A 22,362-nucleotide genomic window follows, 5' to 3' on the forward strand; every position below is an offset into this window, starting at 1 on the left:
TTAACCAATAGTGTTTCTTGCAGAAATTAGATGCCACGGCTCGGCTAGCCGTGGCAAAAGCGTAAGACTATCGCTCTTTCTTACTGTGTTTGCCTTCGAACATCTGATTAATAAACAAGGCAGACAAAATAATGGCGAGCGCAAGCCAAGTATTGCCTTGGACAGACTCATTAGTAATAAAAACACCAATCAACACACCGACGGCGGGGACCAAATAATTGGTCATGGAAGTGAAAACTGCGCCCGCATTTTTAATACTCATCATATAGAGGTAGTACACGACGCCAGCGCATATCACACCTAGGTAAAGCAAAGACATAACTGATGACGTATTCGGGTGAGACTGATTGAGCGGGGCCGTCATCAGGGCTATGACGGTGAGCTGAACACTGGCCATACACAGAACATTGCGCGCAACAATAAGTGGGTGCTCACCTTTCACTCGATTAAGTAACAGCAAGGCAACAGCAAAGCAGATAGCAGAGAACACAATCGCTATAGAGCTAACAAGATCGATGCGCCCAGCCCCAGTGGCAAGCTCAGGATAAAATAACACCAGCAGCCCACCGAATCCTACGATAACGCTAATCGCACTACCTATACTGATTCTCGCGCCTTTAATAAATACAGGCGCAAGCAATAATGCGTAGAAAGGCAATGTTCCCATCAATATAGCCGTAATCGAGCTTGATAACTCCTGCTGTGCCCAAGGTACCAAAACAAACGGAATCGCTGCTTCCAGCATGCCAATTAATGCAAACAGCCCCCATTGCTTGCTCACACTGGTTATACCCGTCATTTTGCATATCAGAGTTAATGTTAGTGCGCCAAGAATAGCGCGGAATGTGCCTATCCATACTGGGTCAAATCCCATTAGAGAATATTTCTGGAACACAAACTGAGAGCCCCAAATAAGACCAATTGTCAGCAGGGTTAAATAGTTTCTAAACATAACGATGGATTACCTAAAATACGTCTTTTTCACTCGGTGTGTATCTTGTCGTTGTTGAGTTAAGTTCATCGGCAATATCGCTTACATCGCTTTAAAAGCAATCGCATCTACCTCGATTTTCATCCCATCAAGCGCAAGCCTAGGCACTGGGATCAGTGTGCTAGCAGGTAAGCGATCCGAAGGCCAGCGCATAAGCATCTCGTCGCTCCAGACTTTCAGTTTGCTTTCATCGTGGTCAACGATTAACACGGTAATTTTTAAAACATCACCGAAGCTGAGTGTATGAGCCGTCAAGGCAATCTCTAAGTTAGTTAACACACTCCGCACTTGTTGGCGAAAATCTTCACTCAAGCGGTGCTCGACGCCTTCTCCACCACTTTGGCCTGAGATATAAACGAGTTGCCCATCAGAGGGAGCCGTTACTGTGTGACAAAAGCCATATGGCGTCGGATTGAATAAATCGGAAGGGTTTTGAAACGTGATTGATTTATTTAACATTGTTATCTTCTCAACTTAGTTGGTTCAAATCTCAATCACTGTAAAACCTCAACCAAGATTGAGGTCAAGAGCATTTTTTTAGTCGCAAGCAATGTCCGTTCGATACCGATAAGATGGGGATCCCGATGAACAAACAAAGGCTCTCCTTGTCTGGCTCACCAAGTATGGTTAAAGACTTTATTGCGACCTTAAATGCCATGTTATAACATAACAAATAGACTATTAGCGCTCCAGAAAATACACGGTTTGGGTGAATGTTATGGACACAATCGAGACAATGATTGAACAGGCAGAGAAACGCTCGAACAGAAATACGCGATTGCAGCCCAGCACTCCTGCGCCAACTACGCGTTGTACCTTGGCGCTACCGAGGATAACCTAACTCAAATACAACAGCTGGATCCAACAAAGCACTGTGGCGTAAAAGTGTTTATGGGCGCTTCAACGGGTGACTTGTTGGTCGAGCACCCGCAAGCATTAGAGCGAATCTTCGAGGAATCGCCCACCTTGGTGGTAACACACTGTGAGAGTAGCCCTATCATCGCCCAAAACAGCGAAAAATTACGGCAATCTCGCTCGGTATTCTCGATTGAAGACCATCCAGTACTCCGTGATGATGCCGCATGCTTTGCGTCTTCATCATACGCCGTTTCATTAGCTAAAAAGTACCGCACGCAGCTGCACGTTCTTCACATCACCACGGAAAAAGAGCTTTCACTATTTGAACCGGGGCCCATTCAACAAAAACACATCACAGCCGAGGCGTGTGTACATCATTTGTGGTTCAGCAATCAGGACTACGCTGAGCGAGGCAACCTGATTAAATGCAATCCAGCGATCAAGTACGCCAGCGACCGAGATGCCTTGATCCAAGGATTGCATACCAATCAAATTGATATCATCGCGACCGACCATGCACCGCATACCTTGTCAGAAAAACAGCTGCCATACTTGCGTGATAGCCTAAACAACGAAGTCTTAGAGGGTAGGCAATACACCTGCTCTCTGCACAGCCACTTTACATTTTCACACGTACTTTTTCGGCCAGTGCCATGGCGATATTGCTGGCACAATACGCACTTTCATTGATTATGCAAGTCAACGATCAACTGGTTTTCAACCCGAGCATATTTTCTTCGGAAGGAAACCGCTAGTTTCGTTTCTCGTGACTCCTCGACTAAAGCAGCGCTAACAAACTGACAATTGGGATCAACGTCTATGAAACGAACATTTCTCTTCACTGCTTCTGGATTACCGACCACGCTTTTTACTTCAAAGGAAGAGCGCTCAACAGAGTAACTACCAGCTTTGATCAATTTCTGAAGGTATAGCCCCGTCAACTCGTTTCCATGAGTGCCGGCAACAACGAGCACTTGATTCACTTTCTGCACAAATAGGTTCTCAAACAAAAAAAACATTACGTTATAACATAACATTAAATTTTCGTTTTTTGGAGGTCAAAGATCTGGGACTTGAAAGTGGTAGCCATTTGTCGCCATCTAGTCAGCCTGACCTTTGTTGATAAATATATGATTTTTCATAAATTCCCGTAAGCGGACACTATCCAATCTACGGGGATGTTGCTGACACAGAAAAGGCCCGTACCGTGGCCTTTTCTGTGTGTATTTATCTTGACTCTAGTGGATAAGAGCGGTAGCTCCACATCCCGTAAGTTCTCAAAGCGTCTCGGTAGATACCAAGTAGCTCACTGTCGCTCACCTTTGCCAATTCCTTTATCGGCTTATCTGGATAACCAACAGTATCAAACGTGATGCCTTGTGGGCCTGTTTGCCAGCTTGCGACTTCAAACAGCGTTTGCCCACGTCGAACATGGCTCGCAGAGCTGATAATAGTGGCGTGTTTAATACCGTGGCGAGCCAGTGCGTAACTGCTGTACAACGCATTGCCAACCGTGCTGGTTGCGTAGTTTTCTTCAATGATACGATCGCTACGCACACCTTTTGCAATCAACCAGTCAGCCATGAGTTTACCTTCCGTTTTATGATTTTTTTGGCACACCTCCCGTCAGCACGATCACAGCATCAGGGTTAGCTTTAGCCATGGCTAACGTCGTTTCTAAGCGCTCAACTAATATATTATGCATGGAGCCATCTGGATTGAGCGCATACCCCAAAGTGACAATCGCACCTTTATCATCCAACAGCCCTTTGTCCGCCATCTCTTTCAGTGGTGTGGCCAACACGCGATCAACGGTTTCAAAAATACGAGCCAAATCGGCTGCTTTACCTGCATTCAAAGATTTCAACTTATCCATATGCTTGTTTGACTCGACATCATTACCTTTAAAGCGTTGCCAAACCGCAAGGTACGCGTGCAAATCAACATCGTCTGGTGCGACCGACAGTGCTTGCTCGAAAAGCGCTATCGCTCTATCAACATTCTTGTTGTAGATTTGCGCATTTGCCGCTGAAATAAGCAAATCTGTACGATAAGGCTCAAGTTCATAAGCTTCCAGAAGACGGTTAGTCACTATTTCCATATTGCTTGGCATTTTTGCAGTAAAGCCAGCATGAGAGATACGTGACGGCGATTTAAATGCAGTGACCGCATCAGCCAACAATTGATCCACCACCTGGCGTTTCGTTATGAACTGAGCGTAGTTAGTGGCAGCTTGAACAGTCGTATCGTTAGCGGCAAGAGAATAAGGGGCTGCCGTTAGCACGCCACCAAGAGCAAGGGCAATGATGTACTTTTTCATGTAGAGGTCCTGATGCTGTTGTATTCGACCTGTGTCGATTGATTTTTTCGCAGTGTAAATTTACTCTCTGGAAAAACCGTGAACCAAGACTCATTTCATGCGCATAACATTGATAGAGCTTTTAAAAAGCGAATTAAAATCACAAATCAACATAAAAAAACCATTCTAAATACTAATAATTTCAAGCCATCAAATAACCTACCTAAACTACTCAAAGAGTGTTGATGCAGTAATTCAATCCTCTCTCTGATTACCCCAAGGAAAGACGGCCGTTACACGATTCTTGCCCGACGGGATGCAATGAGCATGTCGCACGTTGAAATGCAGGAAGTCATGGATATGGACTACAATTTGAATACAAATTTTGACCACCATATTCGTATGCAACTTCTATTTACATCTGGTCGACAAACAACGTGTCGCTCAGCTGAATATAAAACAAAAGTGTGATACTGAAAGGGTAACCTGCATGCAGAACAAACACCGATTCGTACCTAATGCTGATATTCGTAATTTGCCTACAGAGCGCCAAAATAACCAGGGCCGCAACCCATGCATATAGGACCAGAATTTCTGCTGGCTGCCATCCGCCAGAAAATCAAAAATGAGGGGCTGTGTTATGGCGAATTGTCTGACAAAACCGGCGTGCCCCTCTCAACCATAAAGCGGCATTTGCACAATCCTGCTCTGGGTTTGGACAAGATCCTGATGTACACCAACCACCTTAATAGTGATCTGATGGAACTGACGCAATTGGCGGTTCAACTCCAACGAGACAACGAGCAGTTTCTCTCTGATGAACAAAATGCCCTCTTTGTTGAACACCCTTACCTTCTCGACTTTATCTACCTCATCACCTCACGCAATCAAACACCGCAGCAAATTGCCGAGCAGTATCAACTCTCAGATACCAGCCTGAGATTCTATCTAAGCATTGCTGAAATCCTTGGATATATGGAGGCAAATGGCGACAAGATCGTGTATCGCTCTGGTCGCCGTTTTATCATGGAAGAAGGCACTGCGCTCGATACCTTATTTAAGCGACGCTTCGAAACGATCTCAATGGAAGACTCCACAATTTCTCAGGTTTGTCAGGCACGAGTGCGTTTGACGCAAGAACAAAGTCTCAAACTGGAACAGGAGCTGGACCGCAAAGTCAGTGAGATGCACGCGGCAAATTGCGCCAACGAAGAAGGCGAGTTCACCAATGTCCTATTTCGAATGACACCTGGTCAACAGATCTATTTCTCTGACGGATTGCCAGAAATAAATGGAGAGCTGCTTAAACAAGTGTCTAAAAATTCCGTAGCCGCTAGGATCAGAAAACATGAACAATCACTATCACCCACTTTCTAGTGGATAAAGCGTAACGCTTCATTGCTCGAGGTGGTTAATAATCTAGAGACCACTTTTTCAGACAATACACCCGAAGAGTTTCAGGAAATTTTCACTAATACACTTTCCCCGACAGTGACCGAAAAGTGGAAACTGAACGCAGTGAATGAAAATAACATTTCAATGACAACAGAATCGGGAGACCAACTTTTTGTCAGAAAAGTTGACGGAAAAGAGTAAATAAACTGAGTATTTACTCTTTTCACCTGAGGCGAGGAGACTCATTACTGAACAGTAAAGGTTTGAGTCGCTTCGTCCGCACTCACATTTCCACTATTCACTCCTGTTACCTGAACCACATAGTCTCCAGCCCACCAACTTGTCGCATTAATCTTTCCAGTAGACCAAGTTCCATCCGATTCTACTGTCACCACTTCATCATGCTTTGTACTACTAAAAAAACTCCGTTTCACTTTCACTCTTAGCGTGCCATTGTTTTCCATCCCTTTAGACTGCCCAGTAATGTAAAATTCGTTCACTTCACCGGAATCGATAACATTCTCGCCGTTTACTGAGTCGATTTCGATCAATGGCTTAACAAAAAACGCTTCTTCATACACTTGCCCTGCGCTATTGCCTGAAGCATTCTCAAAGTTGTTTAAGACCAAAGCTTCGGTCGCTCTACCCGCAGTCAAAGCAATCTCGCGATTTGTTTGTCCTGTCCATTGTTCCGACAGTTCACTGTCCAAGGTCACTTTAGTAAACGTCATAGGTACACCAGCAAAGCTTCCCGACAGCCCTTTTACAGGATTATCGAAGTTAACGGTGACACTCACTGCATTGCTATGCTCAGGCTCAGATGGCGAGAGAGATTCCACTCCCGTTACGCTAGCAACAATATACACGCTATCTTCTCTAACAGGATCCGCAGCACCACCTTGTTGGTTCGTACCCGTCACTTCAACACTTACTAAGCCTAATGGCCAATCAGACATATTCTGACCGTGTGGTTCTGTTGTCCAACTTCCTGCCTCAGAAATGGGCACTGTCTGCTGCCAATGAAAAGCCGTATTTTCTTGTGAGGTTACTGTAACAGTGATCATTTCCGTATCCCCTGAGAAGCCAACTCCAGTGCCATGAATCACAACATGCTCCGCTTCTTGAGAATTAATTTCATTGTTACCTTCTACTGGCTCAAGATACAGTACTGGTTTCACTCCGGTTGCAGTCTCTTTGAAGTCGACAGCAGTATTCCCTGACAAGTCCTCGTAGCCTGCGTTCACTCTCGCTACAATCGTATCTTCATTTGACGACAGGGTGATAGGTGCCTCTGTACTGCCCACCCATTGCTTGGCGGGGGTGTGACCAGAAAAAGCCACAGCCACGCCACCTACATTCGCTGTCACACCTGTCACGAGCTCAGTAAAATTCACTGTAATTGTCACACTCTGGCCGTCCACAGGGGCCTCAGGGTCAAAGGCAATTTCCCCACTATCCCTGGTGGCGTCACATCCGCATAGTTAATGGTATAGGGCGCAGTCTCCGCTACCTCACCATTCTGGTTATGTCCTGTTACCGTCAGGTTAATATCACCACTTGGCCAGTTGCGGATATTTTGCTCCGAAGTACTCCATCCACCATTTTCTGCAACGTCAACGGTTTCACTAAAATGATATGTGCTTGGGTCTGAATCGAGACTTGCCACAACCGATACTTGATCGCCAGCTTTAAACCCTCGTGCAGATCCGGAAATCACTACCTGACTTGATTCCCCTTCGTCAATCGGCCCACCTCGCGGTGTCATCTCAATCACTGGTTTCACAGGTACTTCACTGGAACTCGATGTACCGTGATTGCCTTGCACATCCTGATACTGCGTTACAGTCACGGTTTTGAACATCTCATTGGCGTTCACAATCACCACATCTGACGTGACACCTTCCCAAATAGTGCTCTCATTTCCTTGAGAGGTAAAATTCACATCGACACCGTCCACATTCGCGACGACATTCTTCACGCGCTCGCTAAATGTCAGGTTAACGGACACGACACGTTTGTCTTCGATAGGCACACCTGAGTTAACAGCAATACGGCTCACGTCTGGCGCGATATCATCCTCTAGAGCCACGTCCTGAGACACTAAAGTCGCCGCATGCCCACCGCTATTTGAACCATTGACCGTGATCGTTAAGGTTCCGCTTTCCCATGATGAGATATCCTCGGGCGCAGTTTTCCATGCTCCCCCGCTCACTGTCACAGTCCCACTGAATGTTTCACCGAGAGGGCTATTATTGGAAACCGACACGCTCAATTGAGCACCATTTTCAAATCCTCGTGCCGTTCCTGATACCACAAAGGCCCTCGCCTCGCTCGTCGATAAATCCAGAATTTCCGGCATTAGAATAATGGGCTTTACGTCATGCGTCTTCTCATAGCGAGCACCTAAATTCGGTGTACTCGCCGTATCTTGGTAATTTGAAACGACTAGCTTTGATGTAGAGGCACTACTTGGAAGGATAAGTGCTGGACTCGTCCCGACCCAGATTTTAGACACACCTTCATCAGGCTGGTTAAAGGTAATGGCTTGTCCATTTAGGACAACCTCTGGTTGTCTCACCCGCTCGCTAAAAGCCAGTGTCACGGTCGCGATTTCGCCATCAACCAGCATTTCTTCTGAAGCAGTGGTCAGTAACCTTGTCGCAGAGCCAGACATTGATATTTGAGATTGGAGGACTTGAGGAGCAATACTATCCACGTAGCTTGAATCCTTTTCTTGAGCCACGTACTGAGATTCTTCGCTATTTCTACCAACGACCTCAATAGTAAAACTCGACTCTTCCCAAGTTGACATATCTTGATTTGAAGTAGCCCAAGTACCATCTTGATTTACTGTGATCCCTGTTAATTCAAACTTATCAATGTTGGGACGCTTTTCTGAAACCACGTTTACAGACAACTGACTGTCCCTTAAAAAGCCTTTCGTTGAACCACTAAAACTAATGTTTTTAACGTCATCTACTGTGCTGTCAACGACATTATCATCCGTCACGTTATCGATAGTGATCGTCGGTGTAATAATGATATCTTCAGAAAATGCCTCACCAGCATTATTGAGCTCATCATGGTAACGACTCACCACTAAAGGTTTCGAATTCTCATCAGGATTGAGTGAAACCACATCCGACGTCGTCCCCGTCCAAGATTGCTTGTATTCTTGAGACTCTCCAAAATCAATATCTATACCACTAAATGTTGCGGCGACCGATGTGACTGGTTTGTCGAATTGCAAGGTCACCGTGACACTGTCTGCCTCAGTCGGGTGCTCAGGCGTTAAGGTAGTAAGGCTGCCAATAGGTGGTTCGTTATCCACATAATAAGTCGACGCAACATAAGGGCCTTGACTATTTCCTATACCATCTTCCACCTTAGCGATGATTTCAAAGTGTTCGGCGTCTACGAACTCTGGATCTAGAGAGTCAATCGTGAAGGCATAGACTTTTTTATACTCTGTTGATTTATCGCGATTAAGAACAAACTCTATCTCCGCCAACGTCTTTTTTTTTGAGCCATCCACCCAATAGGCAGACAGTACCGTTTTCTCCTCATTAACCGTTGCGATATCTTCAATAGTGACTTCTGATTGGACATTGCCAGCAATATTGTAATCAGTATCATTGCCGACTTGAGTGAATGATCCATGGGCCTGTTCATGATTAGGGACGACACTAACCGTGGGAGCCTGCTGGTCAATGCTGCCACCTTGATCACTAAAGATATTCCCACCACCAAAGGTAGGGTTTGCGGTTGCGAAATGGTCCGCTTGATCAAGGGCCTCTTTAGATTCCACACCATGTAGGTCATGTGCCACATCATAGTAGCCTTGAGCGAGTTCTTCACGGTATGAAGCGGAAGAGAGAGAGTAATGACCAATAGTAATTTGACCGCTTTCGCCGATACCATTTGCCAAACCATCATGTGCTAAGTCTTGATAGAAGGCTGACGCGTACTCCACGGTACTCGAATTCGCTGCCGAGTTGTCTTCTGCCATTTGAGTTAAGCTTTCGAGTAAGAAACGGTAGATAAATGGGTCGGTTAAAGGATCAGGGACAGAGCTTTCCAGCATCTTGTTAGTCGCGTACTTAGTTGAAATAGGATCGAAGCCAAGCATTGAGCGGTCTTGTGTTGCGAGTGCGTCCTTCACTTCAGCTAAGATTCTCTCCGCATTTTCTACCGTTTTCTCACCAGACGTTAGGTTGTCCCACTGACTATCAAACAAACCTGTGTGATAGCTAGAGAATTCTGTAATGTAGAGCGTTGTCTTATCTGCACCAGAAAAGTAGGCGCCTATATTTGCCGTAGGTAGAATATTAAGTTCAGTTTGTGTATTTAAACTCCACTGGAAGTAGTGTGTAGGGTCATCACTTCCAAGTGAAACCTTAAAGAAATGATAATTTTTTGATTCGTAAGCTATGGTGCAACTGGCTTCATCATTCGCCCCATTGACAGCCTGAGTGCGGCAGGTGCCCAAGGTATTAAAGTCACCCTTGCTTTCATTTAGGCCTAGAAGTCTCACAGGTGCATCAATGAAGGGCGAAACAATGGTTACTTCTGGTTTATCAAACGTGGTTTTGAAATATACTTCGTGAGAAATACTTTCATTACCGGAAGGATCGATCGCTGAGAGAACCAATTTTTGTGAATCAGAAGAAGTGGCATTAACAAATGAAGTATCTAGCACTTCCTTCACGAAAGGAATGTAGTATTTCATTTCAATCACTTTTTCATCGGTTCCAAAATTCAACTCTTCGAAGGGTATACCTTTGTTTTCTTCACTGACTGCATCACTTGCAATTTGCGTCGTCTGGCCATATTGCAAGTAAGGGCCGCTATCACTTTTCTTACGGTAATACGTCACTTTGAACGTTAAATCGTCTGCTGAAGAGCTATAGGAACCACCTTCGGATGAATCCATTATCGTTGCAGTCACATAGGGCACAGAATGATCGAGTAACGTTTGTTCGCTGAATTGAGTAAAATCAAGCCCAGGAACAGTGGCGTCTAAACCATCCGCTGCAAATTTGTAGTCTATTTTGAGATACTTAGTCGCGGTATCTACTGATGACTCCGTGAATGTCGTATCTGTATACTTGTCAACAAGGTTGTCTCCATTTTGGTTTTCGTAGTTGAACTCCTCATTCGGAAAACTCAATGTAAGTATTGGAGGGACGCTATCTTTGTATAGAGTGAATACTGACTTACCTTGATTACCATGGATATCTTCTGCTGTAATTGTGAAATTTGCACTGTCACCAAACGACCGAGTATCGTAAGCATTTGTCGTGAATTTACACCAGACATTATCCCCACTATTTATCGGCTCACACGTATTTGGAATCGCCTCACCGCCAGAGAGAGAGACAAAGGCCGATTTTTGTTTAAGGGAATCAGGGTGCTCTTTAACTATCCCCGTTAGAATATATGTTGTCGCTGAAGCATTAATTGTTTCTGAAGAAGTCACCTCAATCACTGGCTCAACATTATCCCACTCGAATGGGACTTCAACGCCGGCATCGTTTTGGTTTTCAAGCACATCAACCGTCTTTACTAGGAGGTGGGCTTCTGTAACACGACTTTCAACACCCAGAGAATCTAATACTTCCGTATTGACGTAAACTTTGAGTCGAGTTTCCCTTGGCCCCTCTACAAAGTCACTCTTATCGGTCCAACACAGCTCAGCCTCCCTTGAGTATGAAGCATCACAAGACGCCTCCAGCCACTCGCCACTCTCTAAGTGATACTTTAATTGGGATGTTGCAGACTGGACTCCGACCTTATCTTTAAGTACAACTTCAATCGACTCTGTGCCCGTAAGAACACTATCTCCCGCTCTTTCTGCTGTCGGAGCATCTTTGTCAATGTCAATGGATTCTCGTGATGGAATAGCGCCCTCATCACTATCATGAGTGCCCAATGAGTTAAGATGTTCAGCCATATTCATATAATCGGAAACAGGTGTCTTGGAGATATTCAGAGCTGGGTCACTAACAACAATCAACACATGTTCAGCCATACTGTTAGTATAAAAATCCGAACTTAGTTCATGTGCACCAAAGTTTAATTTCTGAGGAAAGGCTCCTTGATCGTCAAGTTCATAACCATTGAGCATCCCATCAGCAGCAATGTCTCTATATCCTAAATCTGCTAAATTCATCGATGTATATACACTGGATCCGGTGCCATCTTCATTAATATAATCGAATGAGTATGACGAGTAGGCCGTTAACAACGCCCCATATTTGTGGCCATCTGTCGCCGTGGTATTATGGCCACCTGTTGCAATATCTATTGGTTTGACCGAGTTAACGTTAAACCCATACATGTTATTAATTGTCTCGAGTGCCTCATCGATCGCGGTAGCGGCCTTTTTACCTCTACTTATATTGAATTCAGCAAGACCAGAAACTAAATATGTTAAAGGTGTTATCATAACGGCTTGATCACTGCCCTCAGCATAGTTAATAACGCTAGTCATCTTTATCGACTTATTTTCACTGACGCGAATGACTTTATTTGTTAATGGATCTAAGTAGCCTCCGCCTTCCGCGACAATGTAAAGAGGCATGGACGAAGCATCAACTTCAATTGAATAGGCTCCGGTTGAGTTGGTTGTCGATGTACCAAGCTTGCGTCCTACTTTTCCACTTTGATATTCATATACGGTCACCAAAGCTTGAGAAACAGGAGCATCAAAAACAATTCCAGAAATCGTTGCATGCACTCGAGATCTTGGTGATGAATCACCACCGCCCCCACCACCGCAAGAGCTAAGCAATAAAATAGTGAAGATCGTCAGAAAAAGCTTAATGATATATTTATATCTCAACATGATGCCGATGTGATGTTACCCAAAAGTAGCTAAAGTATATTTTCAGCTTGAATAATAACAACGTGGCAAAATGACTAGATATAATAGGGTTAAGAGCGACGAAATATATTAAAATAGCAACAAAAAGATTTATATGTCAGTAAATTTAACTATTAGTATAGTAGAAATGATGGTTATTAAAGATTTATAAAAAAAGATAACTATGATTTTTTTCAAAAAATAGATAGAGATAACAACAAAGTATACAAGAATAATATAACACAAACAAAAAACAATCACAGAACAAATTAATAAATATTGGTTATTACATTCAAATAAAGAATACTATTCTATAGGATAATATAAAACAAGAAATAAAAATTAATTTGTATGCTATCCCTAAAACACATGAAAGCACAGTCTATTTTGATAAAGGCACTCTGCTAAAACTTAATTTCACCACTATTTCTAGTCTTTTCCAGCTCCACACTTTTGCTCACAAATATAGAGTTCTTATAGCGGCGAAGTTTACGTTCATGACCGCTCTGCAAGTCATTAATAGAAAGAGCGCATATCGTTTAGAATATGCGCCCTTGAATAGAGGTAGGTTGTCAGTAATTACTCAGTCGGTGCAATGGTGACTGGCTTAAAGGTTGCAACTGCATTGCCGCCTGCCCCTGGACGGTCAACATAGGTAGTGTTTTGCATCAAGGTGTAATACGTATCAACGTAGTCATCGTCGTTGGTCAGTAAGCCATCTGGAATCACATCAATGATTTTACCAGTAATTTGGGCAATGATAGCATAGCCTTGTACTTCCGGATCGGGAATCATTTTCAGAATATCTTCAGCCGCTTTAACCAATAGCTTGGCAAGCTCTTTATAGTCAGTACCATCGTCTTGCTCCATCAGAATCATGTCGACAGCGCCCCAACGGTAACGTGGCCAAAGTATCATAGTTTGCCCTGGGTAGTAATCTCGACCATCGTAGTCAAGGTAAGGCATTTCGACTAAATCAATCTCCGGTTCAACTCGGCTTGGATCAACACCTGTAATAATGGCGTAAACCTCAGCTTTTCCTGATATCCAGGGTTCTTGATCATCATTCAAGCGAATTTTGGTTAGCTGAGTGGTATTTAGAGGCTCAACGTCAGCAGCCGTGACCGAACGGCTCATTTTACTCATCTTGGCTACGGGTTTTGGTGCAGATTCATTGGTTGTTAGCTCAGTATCCTGACCTAAGCGTTTCATTTCTGCCTGCATGGCCATCAAACCAGCACGCAGTTCTTCTGCACCATTGCTGTCAACGACTAAGACCGGTACGTCTGGCATGTCATAAACGTCCAGTTGATGTACCTGACCATAAACATCATACGCTTCAATGTACTGCCAGTTAGAGTCGTCACCTGAGGGTTCAAAAGCAAACAGCGGGCTTTCACCCTCTTTCCAGTTTTTAACCATTGAAGCGTCTGCGATACGTAGCTCCATGATGGAATCGCTGTACTCACTGATCCCTTTCATTGCTCGGTAACTACGGTCGGCTTTTTGCATTTTCTGACTAAACGCTGAATATGGCTGAGCAGACTGAAGTGTGTCCAGAGGTGCGGATAGGTGTTCTTCGCTAATCTGTGACTTGATAGAGGATTCAAGATCAGCATAGCGAGCACTGATCTGTAAAGCGATAGATTGTTTCTGTTGTGCAATCGCCTCAGCCTTGGATTGAGCATCTGTTGTGTCTACAACATTCTGCGCATTCGACTGGAAGCCAACCACTGCCGTTGCAAGCATAATGCTAATAGATAGGTTTGGTCTCATAAAAATGATCCTTATTTTAATTTTTATCCTGATGTAGAGCTTTAGCCCTACACGTAAAAACCTATCATCAATATCAATAAGTGGAAGTAAAACGATTGCTTTTTGTTTGATTTTTCAGCTCAAGATCACTTTTTGACCAAATTGTATGATATTTAATCTTATATGCATTGGAATATCCAAATTAATAATCCAGTCATTAGTTAATTTATAATATTATTAGCTAAAAGAGCACCTTAGGTGCTCTTTTAGGTTCTAATAGGTGGCGTAAAGTTCGACTTCTCCACCTTGCTGTTCAGCACTCAACGTAAAGTGGACGTAACCAGCCTCCTCTACCTCAAACTGGACAAACTCATTGCTATCACTCTTCTGCCCAGACACATCAAAGCTCTCTCTTGTTGCCCAAGAATGTTGACCGACAAACACATCTACGTTACTTGGAATTTCGTCTGCTGCAGTTATCCAAAGCCGAACTGTTGCAGGTCTCTCAACATACATGCCCACATAACGTGTTTGCTTTACCTTTAACTGCATAGGTTCGTTCGCTGACATCAGTTTTGGCGTCAAGTCATCTTGCTCAATGTTCGGGGAGCGAGTGACCGTTTTACTTGTTACCCTTACGGATTCAAATGATTCGCGGGCTGTTAAGCTGAAATAGTAGCGCCCCGGTGCAATGTAGCCATTTTCTTGGGGTTGAATCTTGATTGCCTCGTTACTTCCGCGTTGAAAGTCGGAAATCTGATACTCATAGTAGTGTGCAACACTTTGGTAGCTGGCATACAAGTCAGCATCACCATCACCTTCAATCGAAACAGAGAATTCTGTCACTTCAGAGGGGATATCGATGTAAAACAGATGCTCCTCGTAGGCGTTAGCGCTATAGTCTTGGGCGTGGTTGGCGGCAAAACTCACTATTTTTGCTGAGTCTTGTGGCGATGGGTCCGACTCTCCGTCACCGTTGTGCGAACCAGAATCAGTAGATGAGACTGTTTCTAACCACAATGCAAACTCGCTATTGAACTCAACACCCAAGCGCTTCGCTTGTTCACTCCAAGTCGCATAATCTCCTTTTCTTGCAAATTCTAGTAAGCGAGCCATGTGCTGAGGGTGTTCTTCCAACATAAATCTAACCCCTAGATAACCCCAGCGGTAGATGCGGTTAGTGTCGTCTTCGTAGGTAGTTTCAATCACTTCACTCAAAGACATCGGCTGATGTTCAATCAAATCCACCGCCGCTTGGTAATCTTGACGGTAATGCATATACTCTGCGAATCCTTCCAGCCACCAGACCATATGACCGCTGCTTAAGGTATCACTAAAATCACCATAGAGATTGAAACGACCATCTAAATAGTGAATGTACTCGTGCTCAAGATTTAAGATGGCCAGTTCATCACCGGCATCGTAGCGATAGGCTAAAAAGCGCGCCACATTTTCCGGTTTGGACGGATCGCCCTCTAGATACTGACCTCCATTGTCCGTGCTATTGCCGAACAGGAAATGAGAGTAAGCGACATAAGCATCGTTGTCCTTCCAGACCACCACTTCGACATTATCATTGTGATCGTCATTGACTGGAGCCCAACCAGAGTTCACGACCTGATGAAAATCTGCTTCAACCGCTGACAGAACTTCACACGCCTTTTCAGACTGTTGCTCGGATAAGTTTTGCGAACGAATAATCGCGGCCCCCTGACATTGATAGCGGTACGGAAGAACGCTAAGCTCAAGCTTCGACTTACTTTGTTCAAGCTTTAACTTTTTGCCTTCTTCTGGCGCATAAAACATGATCATCTCTGCAGCAGCGATCCATAATCGTTCACCTTCAGTGCCAATTGCATTACGTGCTAAAGTCCGTTTCATAAACGCCATCACCTGGCTACGTAGCTTCTCATCTCTACTCGCCAATAGCCGACCAGATTCACGTACAGCGTTGTAGATAAGAAATTCTGCGTCGGTACCCAGTGCCCAGCGATTCTGATCAACAAACGTTTCTAGCCTCACAAGATACTCTTGGTGAGCAGCAACATCCGCATAGAAATAGTCTCGCGCTACGTGACCATTCATCGCTCTGAACAGGTTGTTCAATCCATCCACATACTGCAGTTGTTGGCTATTTTGGCGATTGAAGCTTTCAAGCAAGTCAAGCATGGCTGGCATTGCGCTAGGTAATTGTTTCACGCTGTCGACCATGATGCTCATTGCAGACATTGCACGTACCTGTTCGCGTCCAGTCGATTGAGCATATTGGCTGCTTAAGAATCGGGCTGAGATTTGGGCAAGCTCACGACTCAACTGTTCAGAATAGTACCCATAGTTTGATTGAGTTGAGTAACGCGCAAAATACGCCGCTTTGATCAACTCACTAAGGTTGGCAATTCGCTTTGCCTGCTGCTCATCCCCATCATACTGTGTGACTTCGTCTAGCAAGGCGCGCTGTACTTGCTTTATTGAAGTCTCGCTGTAAATACCCATTGCTGCGTCTTCAGGTGCATTGAACCAGGAAGAATAACAAGACGAATCGGCGACTTTGACTTGTTCCACCCAATCAGAGGAGCGCGAAAGTAACTCGTACTCACACTCTGGGGCGGCAAGGGCATTGAAACTGAGTCCTGCCAATAGCAGAGCGCTAGCAATTTTCTGGGGGATAAACAAACGTTGATTGTGCTTCATACGCAACACCTTACTTATGGTAATTATTTGGGGCTGCGTTATATCAACTATTTATCAATCGTATAAGACCAATTTATGAACAATTTAGAGACTGGTTCCGATAATGCCTTCGATTAAATTTTCGCAAACGATTAAATAAAACACTTATTTAACAACTATTTATATGTAAAAAGTGTGTACGAAACTCGCTAATCTGCTGGTCAACGTACTGCTGCCACTCAAGATCAGACATTGTCGACCCCGATGTTGAACGTTGTTGGTCAAGTGATTGTTTGAGATCAGACAACTGGCTTTGATAGCTTTCAACTTGTACCTTCTGACTGGCAACTTGTTGCTCTCGTTGAGTAATGGATGCTGACTGTTCCGCATTAAGGTACTTGGCAGACAGTTGTGCTTGTGCTTGATCCTTTTGCTGCTGCGTAAACGTGCTTGGTATTAGACTCATGCCTTTTTCATAACGTGCTGCACCGCTATCTAAAGACAGCGACTCTTCATTGTGTTGCCATTGATTTAGTAATGCTTCGTAGCTTTCAACGTAACTCACAGCGCTATCAGTCGCTAAACTCTGGGACGCCAAACTAAAGTCATAGAGCGCATATTCTTCAGCAAACATAACGTTTGCCAGCTCGCCCCAGATCAACAATGCCTGCCGCTTTATTTCTGCAATTCGATCAGATAACGAGTGGTATTGATTGAGCTCCAACTCTCCCATTACCTTTTGCCACTGTGCTTTCAATTGAGGATAACGAGCAAGGAGATGATACCTAGCATCCGATAGCTCAGCTTTGAGCTCATTCAGTACCTGTTCACAATCATTACGCCGTTGGCACTGTTGCCAAAAAGAGTCCAACGCCTCAACCAACGATTTCCCTGCGCTTTTCGCAACAGAGCTTGACAGTATCTCTCGACTGGGTTGAATCGGACTTTCGGTGTGTCCTCTATCTTCTACCACCGTTCGATAGCGATCCTCGTTGGAAGCGATAGATTGAGCAGAATCTTCTCTTTCAATCACCGCCCCAGCACTGGCAATGTCATCCTCTGGCCAGAGAAAGATGCCTGCAACAATGGCAAGCATCATCAGTAGATAACGATAGACCACTACTTAATCACCGCAGAAACTGGGAAATGATCCGATAAGTTGTAGTGCTTCCACAGACGCTCATCGGTACTACGCGGTACATCAACACGGTTATCGTTGAATGATTTCACCGCATACTCATCACTCACCATCACGTAATCAAGATATTCAACATTCTCACCACCTGACATCGCTTTGCCGGCAAAACCATTAATACGTGGGTCGAAAGTCGACTCTGTATACCCTGAGTATTGCGGTTCAATGGCACTGAGATTTGCAATCATCTGTTGATAATCACCCGGAAATTTACGCTTGTTCACATTGAAATCACCGCTGTAAACCACTGTTTCACTTGTCGGAATATTGAGCGAAGTGGCAAGTTCACGGATCTGTTTGAACTGACGCTGACGATAATCACGCGCGGTGTCTGTATCGAACGACGCTGTATGCGTTGCAAACACGTGATAAGCCTTACCACCTTTAATCACTTCTGCGTAGTTGACACCTTTGTCTGCGAAGCAATCTGTGCCAGTACAGTCAGGGAATACATACTGGGCTTGATTGACGATTGGGTAACGGCTGACGATAGTCACACCACCATCGTAAATGTTGATGCCATCTTTATCTAACATCTTGGTCTGGTAAGGATACTCTTTTGCCAATTCGCGTAGAAACTCCTCTCGACCACTAGCAAACACTTCTTGCAAAGCCAACACATCGTAACCTTTTACGTATTCAGGGATCAGTGCGTAGCGGTCACCAATATGTGAAGCAATAACAGGCAACGCCCAAATGTTGTAAGTCATTAACTTCAGCGTGTTTTCATCTGGCTCAACCGCTTCATCGACTTTGGCAGGTGTGATGGTGTAGTAAAGGTCATCATAACGAGCGGTATTCGCGGACTTGAACGCCAACTCCGCTTGCCGATCACCAAATGCGGCCGTATTAAAGCGGTGTACATTACGGTCATCTTTTAGAGCAAGTTCAACATCAGATGAAGAGACTCCATATTCAATGGTTGAGTTGTACCAATGCCCTTCCATCACTTGGTTTAGCACAACACTTTCGCCGACGGGGTTGGAAACTACCGTATTGAATTGGTATGTCTTGCCCGATTTGACCCCTTCCCAACGATTAAAACTGAGTACTTGCTTAGTCTCCCAGGGCCCAAGCGTTTCTGTGTGTTGCTTCCATTCTTCGCCGTATTCAAGCAAATCGGTGCCATCATGGCTCACCTGAATAGTCAGAGACTGGTCTGAATTATTGGTTAAATATACATCTGTGTCCGCTAAAACGGGAAGCGCAATCAGAGACGCTAACAAGAGATTCCACTGCTTAAGATTCATGTTTTGTTCCTTAGTTTTTGTTTGAAGGCTAGAACTTAAAGCAAACAAGTTGCATATTTGTTATAGATATGTGACAAGATAAAAATCACTTAAGTTGATAAAAATATGTGACGAGGCGTCTAATTTTTGATCGGTTGTTGTTTAAAATTTAACATTTACCCACACCTTACTAGACTCGATTTAGATCAATAAATTTATCAGTAGAGATGAGATAATCTCGGCACATTCTCCAGATGTTTTCTACGATGAGTGACGCTGAAATCCAACGAAAAATTGCCCAATTTTCCTTTATAGAGGAGGCGTTAGATTATTTCGAGAGCGGTGACGAGCCAGCTTTTATAAGCGAGTATCGAACGCCTCTAGTGCAGCGGTTTAACGGCTACTTACTGATGGTAAAACCTGAAGATTGGTTTGCAGCGCGGCGCTGCCTGAAAAGTGCCTACTGCAAGATTCAGCGTAGCCGTCTGGATCCTTATTCCCGCTCCGCATGTCGAGGGGCACCACTTATCAGCGACGTTAATACCTCAGTGAAGCTAACAACGAAAAAGCTCAGCGAATGCTGAGCTTTGTGCGAAGTCACGACCTACTGACGGCAACCTGATGTATTGAAATCAACCACCAGTGCTGCATTGCTGAACTCTCCAGAAACTTTCAAGTACCCCCAGTAATTCGCCTGACCATTAAGAGTGATACATTCCGAGTTTCCTGAATTATCAGACCATCCATGAAGGTTGGAACCTTCATAATTTGGCCAGCCAAAGTTACTGTACTCCAGTTTGAGATCACCCGTACCATGCGCCGATGTAATCGACATCGACTGATATTCATTAACCCCTTCGATACTCAGCCAAATTGGTGACTGAGACGCCAAACATACGGGCTCTCCGGCAGTCAATCGCCCACCACTGACTTTCGGGCGAACTGCACAATCGTTAGGCAAAGAATCGTTGTCACCTTGGCTGCGAATATTGATCGATGCGCTGGTATTGGCCGTTAGACCATCATTATCTGTGACCGTTAAGCGGACCGAATAACTCCCCTCACTACTGTATTGGTGCGTCGGATTGGCCTCTGAACTGATCGCGCCGTCACCGAACTCCCAGAGGTAGCTCGAGATTTGACCGTCGGAGTCTGAGCTATCTTTACTACTGAATGAAATGGATTCACCTACTTGTCCCTCACTGTTGACCGATATTATCGCTGTTGGTGGCTGTGGTTCCGAACCACCATTCACCAACTCTTGCTGCCATTGTTCAAACTCACTTTGGTAAGCTGTAGACCAGCCGTTGATAACGGTTTTATATTGCGACCAGTTACCTTTACGCGTTTCCACCAGCATCTGATTTACATCATCCATATGGCGCTCAAACATGAAGCGGACTGCCAGATACCCCCAGCGATAGATTCTGTCGACATCAAAACCGTCATACGTTGTCTCAAAAATCTCATTCAACGTGTAAGTTGAGCCGTCTTTGATCGTATCAATGGCTTTCTGATTGTTGTCTTCGTTGGCGATATACTCCGCTATACCCTCACTCCACCACACAACCTTTTCAGTTGGATGACCAAAATCACCATACATATCAAATCGACCGTCCAAATAGTGGACGTACTCGTGTTCTAGGTTCCAAACAAAATGATCAGGATTAGCGTAGGAGGCTTCATAAGCAATGAAGTTAGGCACGTTGCCTTGCTTGGAAGGATCACCTTCGAGGTACATACCGCCGTTGTTGGTATCAATACCAAAGATCGGTCCGGCGTATTTACCGTAGTCATTGCTGTTGTCGAAGATGTTCACTTGCAACTGAGTATTGTAGTCATCAGCCACTGGCTGGTTACCCGTTTCTAAACGCTGATGGAAGTAACCTTCCTCATAACCCATTTTTTCACAGGCTGCTTGGTGTTGAACCTGAGTCATATTCTGGGACAATATATGAACCGACGGGCCACAGGTGTAGCTTTGTGATAGCACCAATGACTTCAATTCTGTTTTGAAGTTACATATGTCCAGCTCTGTGCAATCTGAGTAGTATGAAGCAGTATCCGCCGTTCCCAGCCACACCGAATCACCAAAGCCATACATTTCATACTGACTAAAAATCTGCTTCACCTTAGCTTTGACATTGGCCTCAATAGTCGTGTTTTGATAACGCGTTAATCGACCGAGTTCACGGCCGGCATTTGCGGTCATAAACTCATCATCACGTCCAATTGAGTTTCGGTTTAGCGCAAAACTCGATAACGCATTCACTAGGTCAGTCTGCTCGCCGATTTTCGCCTTGTACTCATCATTCCAGCTGCCACCAAACAACACGGTGAAGACACTGTTTACTGCATTACGCATGTACCAGCTCTGCGCGTAGTCGGCGTTCCAACGATTGAGCCATTGCGTGACAACATCGATGTAATGATGTTCTAGGCTGGCGCTGTCCATCGTAATGATCACTTCCGCTAACACTTTACCGTGAGCGTCACTGTTGTCGTAAAAATGACTGTTGGCAACAAACGCATCTACCGCCGCTTTCACTGCTGGACGTACCAATGAGTCGAAGCTGATCTTGTCGTTGTAAAATTCCGCGTAATACCCTGCACGTAGATAAAGGAACAATGCTTCAAGTTCATCGTTTCCTCCACCCTGATAATTCTTAGCTAAAGTAGTGGTATGTTTGGCCACGTTGAACATGTTGCCAGATTCAAACGTTATCTCCTGAATACGGCTTTCAGCAGAGAACAGCTCATTAACACAGCTAGCACCTTGAGTCGTGATGGTGTTAATCAGGCTAGTGCTATTTGATGTCGCGAACGCTTCGACGTCACATGGTACGGCCGCTTCATCCGCCGCAATCATGTTAAACGCTTTGATTGTTGGTTGAGGCTTTTTCGGAGTGAGTTTCGTTGGGGAGTATTCAAGGTGTTGATCTTCTACACCATGGTGATGTTCGTGATTGTGTTCTGCATCGAGTTCGACAACTTGTGGTACGGGGGCACTGATGGCGTAGGCATTCGCACTAAGTAATACACTAGCCACTGCCACTGTTATTTTTTTAAGTTCCATCTTTTTTCTTCTGTCTGTCGTTAAGTAGG

11 protein-coding genes and 3 pseudogenes are annotated in these 22,362 nt (G+C 44.5%); 3 read left to right on the forward strand and 11 right to left on the reverse strand.

Features of this window, described 5'->3' with window-relative positions:
* Window positions 1-67: 67 nt before the first annotated feature.
* Entirely contained in the window at window positions 68-952 is an 885-nt protein-coding gene (locus tag KW548_19175; protein QXX09187.1) for a DMT family transporter, read from the reverse strand.
* 81 nt (window positions 953-1,033) lie between these two features.
* Window positions 1,034-1,450 carry a RidA family protein gene (locus KW548_19180; GenBank protein QXX09188.1) on the reverse strand — a complete coding sequence of 139 codons (417 nt, stop codon included), beginning with the start codon at window positions 1,448-1,450 and terminating at the stop codon, window positions 1,034-1,036.
* Between the two features lie 294 nt (window positions 1,451-1,744).
* Between KW548_19180 and KW548_19185 the strand changes: the two are divergent.
* A pseudogene (locus KW548_19185) lies at window positions 1,745-2,401 on the forward strand (dihydroorotase).
* A gap of 131 nt (window positions 2,402-2,532) precedes the next feature.
* Here KW548_19185 and KW548_19190 read toward each other — a convergent pair.
* Window positions 2,533-2,841: a succinylglutamate desuccinylase/aspartoacylase family protein gene (locus tag KW548_19190; GenBank protein QXX09469.1), complete on the reverse strand. Its 309-nt coding sequence runs from the start codon at window positions 2,839-2,841 to the stop codon at window positions 2,533-2,535.
* A 235-nt stretch (window positions 2,842-3,076) separates the two neighbouring features.
* A pseudogene (locus KW548_19195) lies at window positions 3,077-4,169 on the reverse strand (YdcF family protein).
* Window positions 4,170-4,721: 552 nt separating this feature from the next.
* Between KW548_19195 and KW548_19200 the strand changes: the two are divergent.
* Window positions 4,722-5,525, forward strand: a complete 804-nt coding sequence (locus tag KW548_19200; protein QXX09189.1) for a transcriptional regulator — start codon at window positions 4,722-4,724, stop codon at window positions 5,523-5,525.
* Window positions 5,526-5,788: 263 nt separating this feature from the next.
* On the opposite strand, the gene KW548_19205 is transcribed toward KW548_19200, so the two are convergent.
* The 6 genes from KW548_19205 to KW548_19230 all read right to left on the reverse strand — a co-directional run bounded on the left by KW548_19205 (window position 5,789) and on the right by KW548_19230 (window position 19,278).
* Window positions 5,789-6,949: a hypothetical protein gene (locus KW548_19205; GenBank protein QXX09190.1), complete on the reverse strand. Its 1,161-nt coding sequence runs from the start codon at window positions 6,947-6,949 to the stop codon at window positions 5,789-5,791.
* Window positions 6,946-12,282: a tandem large repeat gene (locus KW548_19210; protein QXX09191.1), complete on the reverse strand. Its 5,337-nt coding sequence runs from the start codon at window positions 12,280-12,282 to the stop codon at window positions 6,946-6,948. Before KW548_19210 ends, KW548_19205 begins: the two co-directional genes overlap by 4 nt.
* Window positions 12,283-12,987: 705 nt before the next feature.
* Window positions 12,988-14,184 (reverse strand): DUF3103 domain-containing protein, encoded by a 1,197-nt coding sequence (locus KW548_19215; protein QXX09192.1) that lies wholly within the window; start codon window positions 14,182-14,184, stop codon window positions 12,988-12,990.
* A 252-nt stretch (window positions 14,185-14,436) separates the two neighbouring features.
* Window positions 14,437-16,854 (reverse strand): M9 family metallopeptidase, encoded by a 2,418-nt coding sequence (locus tag KW548_19220; GenBank protein ID QXX09193.1) that lies wholly within the window; start codon window positions 16,852-16,854, stop codon window positions 14,437-14,439.
* 148 nt (window positions 16,855-17,002) lie between these two features.
* Window positions 17,003-17,953: a chromosome segregation ATPase gene (locus KW548_19225; GenBank protein QXX09194.1), complete on the reverse strand. Its 951-nt coding sequence runs from the start codon at window positions 17,951-17,953 to the stop codon at window positions 17,003-17,005.
* Window positions 17,953-19,278, reverse strand: a complete 1,326-nt coding sequence (locus tag KW548_19230) for a sphingomyelin phosphodiesterase (GenBank protein ID QXX09195.1) — start codon at window positions 19,276-19,278, stop codon at window positions 17,953-17,955. Before KW548_19230 ends, KW548_19225 begins: the two co-directional genes overlap by 1 nt.
* A 245-nt stretch (window positions 19,279-19,523) precedes the next feature.
* On the opposite strand from KW548_19230, the pseudogene KW548_19235 reads away from it, so the two are divergent.
* Window positions 19,524-19,798, forward strand: a pseudogene (locus tag KW548_19235) (nitrogen fixation protein NifW).
* A gap of 63 nt (window positions 19,799-19,861) precedes the next feature.
* On the opposite strand, the gene KW548_19240 reads toward KW548_19235, so the two are convergent.
* A complete protein-coding gene (locus KW548_19240; GenBank protein QXX09196.1) occupies window positions 19,862-22,333 on the reverse strand; it encodes a collagenase in 2,472 nt (823 codons plus the stop codon).
* Between the last annotated feature and the right edge of the window lie 29 nt (window positions 22,334-22,362).

Origin of the sequence: Vibrio neptunius (assembly GCA_019339365.1) — a bacterium.
Classification (GTDB): domain Bacteria; phylum Pseudomonadota; class Gammaproteobacteria; order Enterobacterales; family Vibrionaceae; genus Vibrio; species Vibrio neptunius.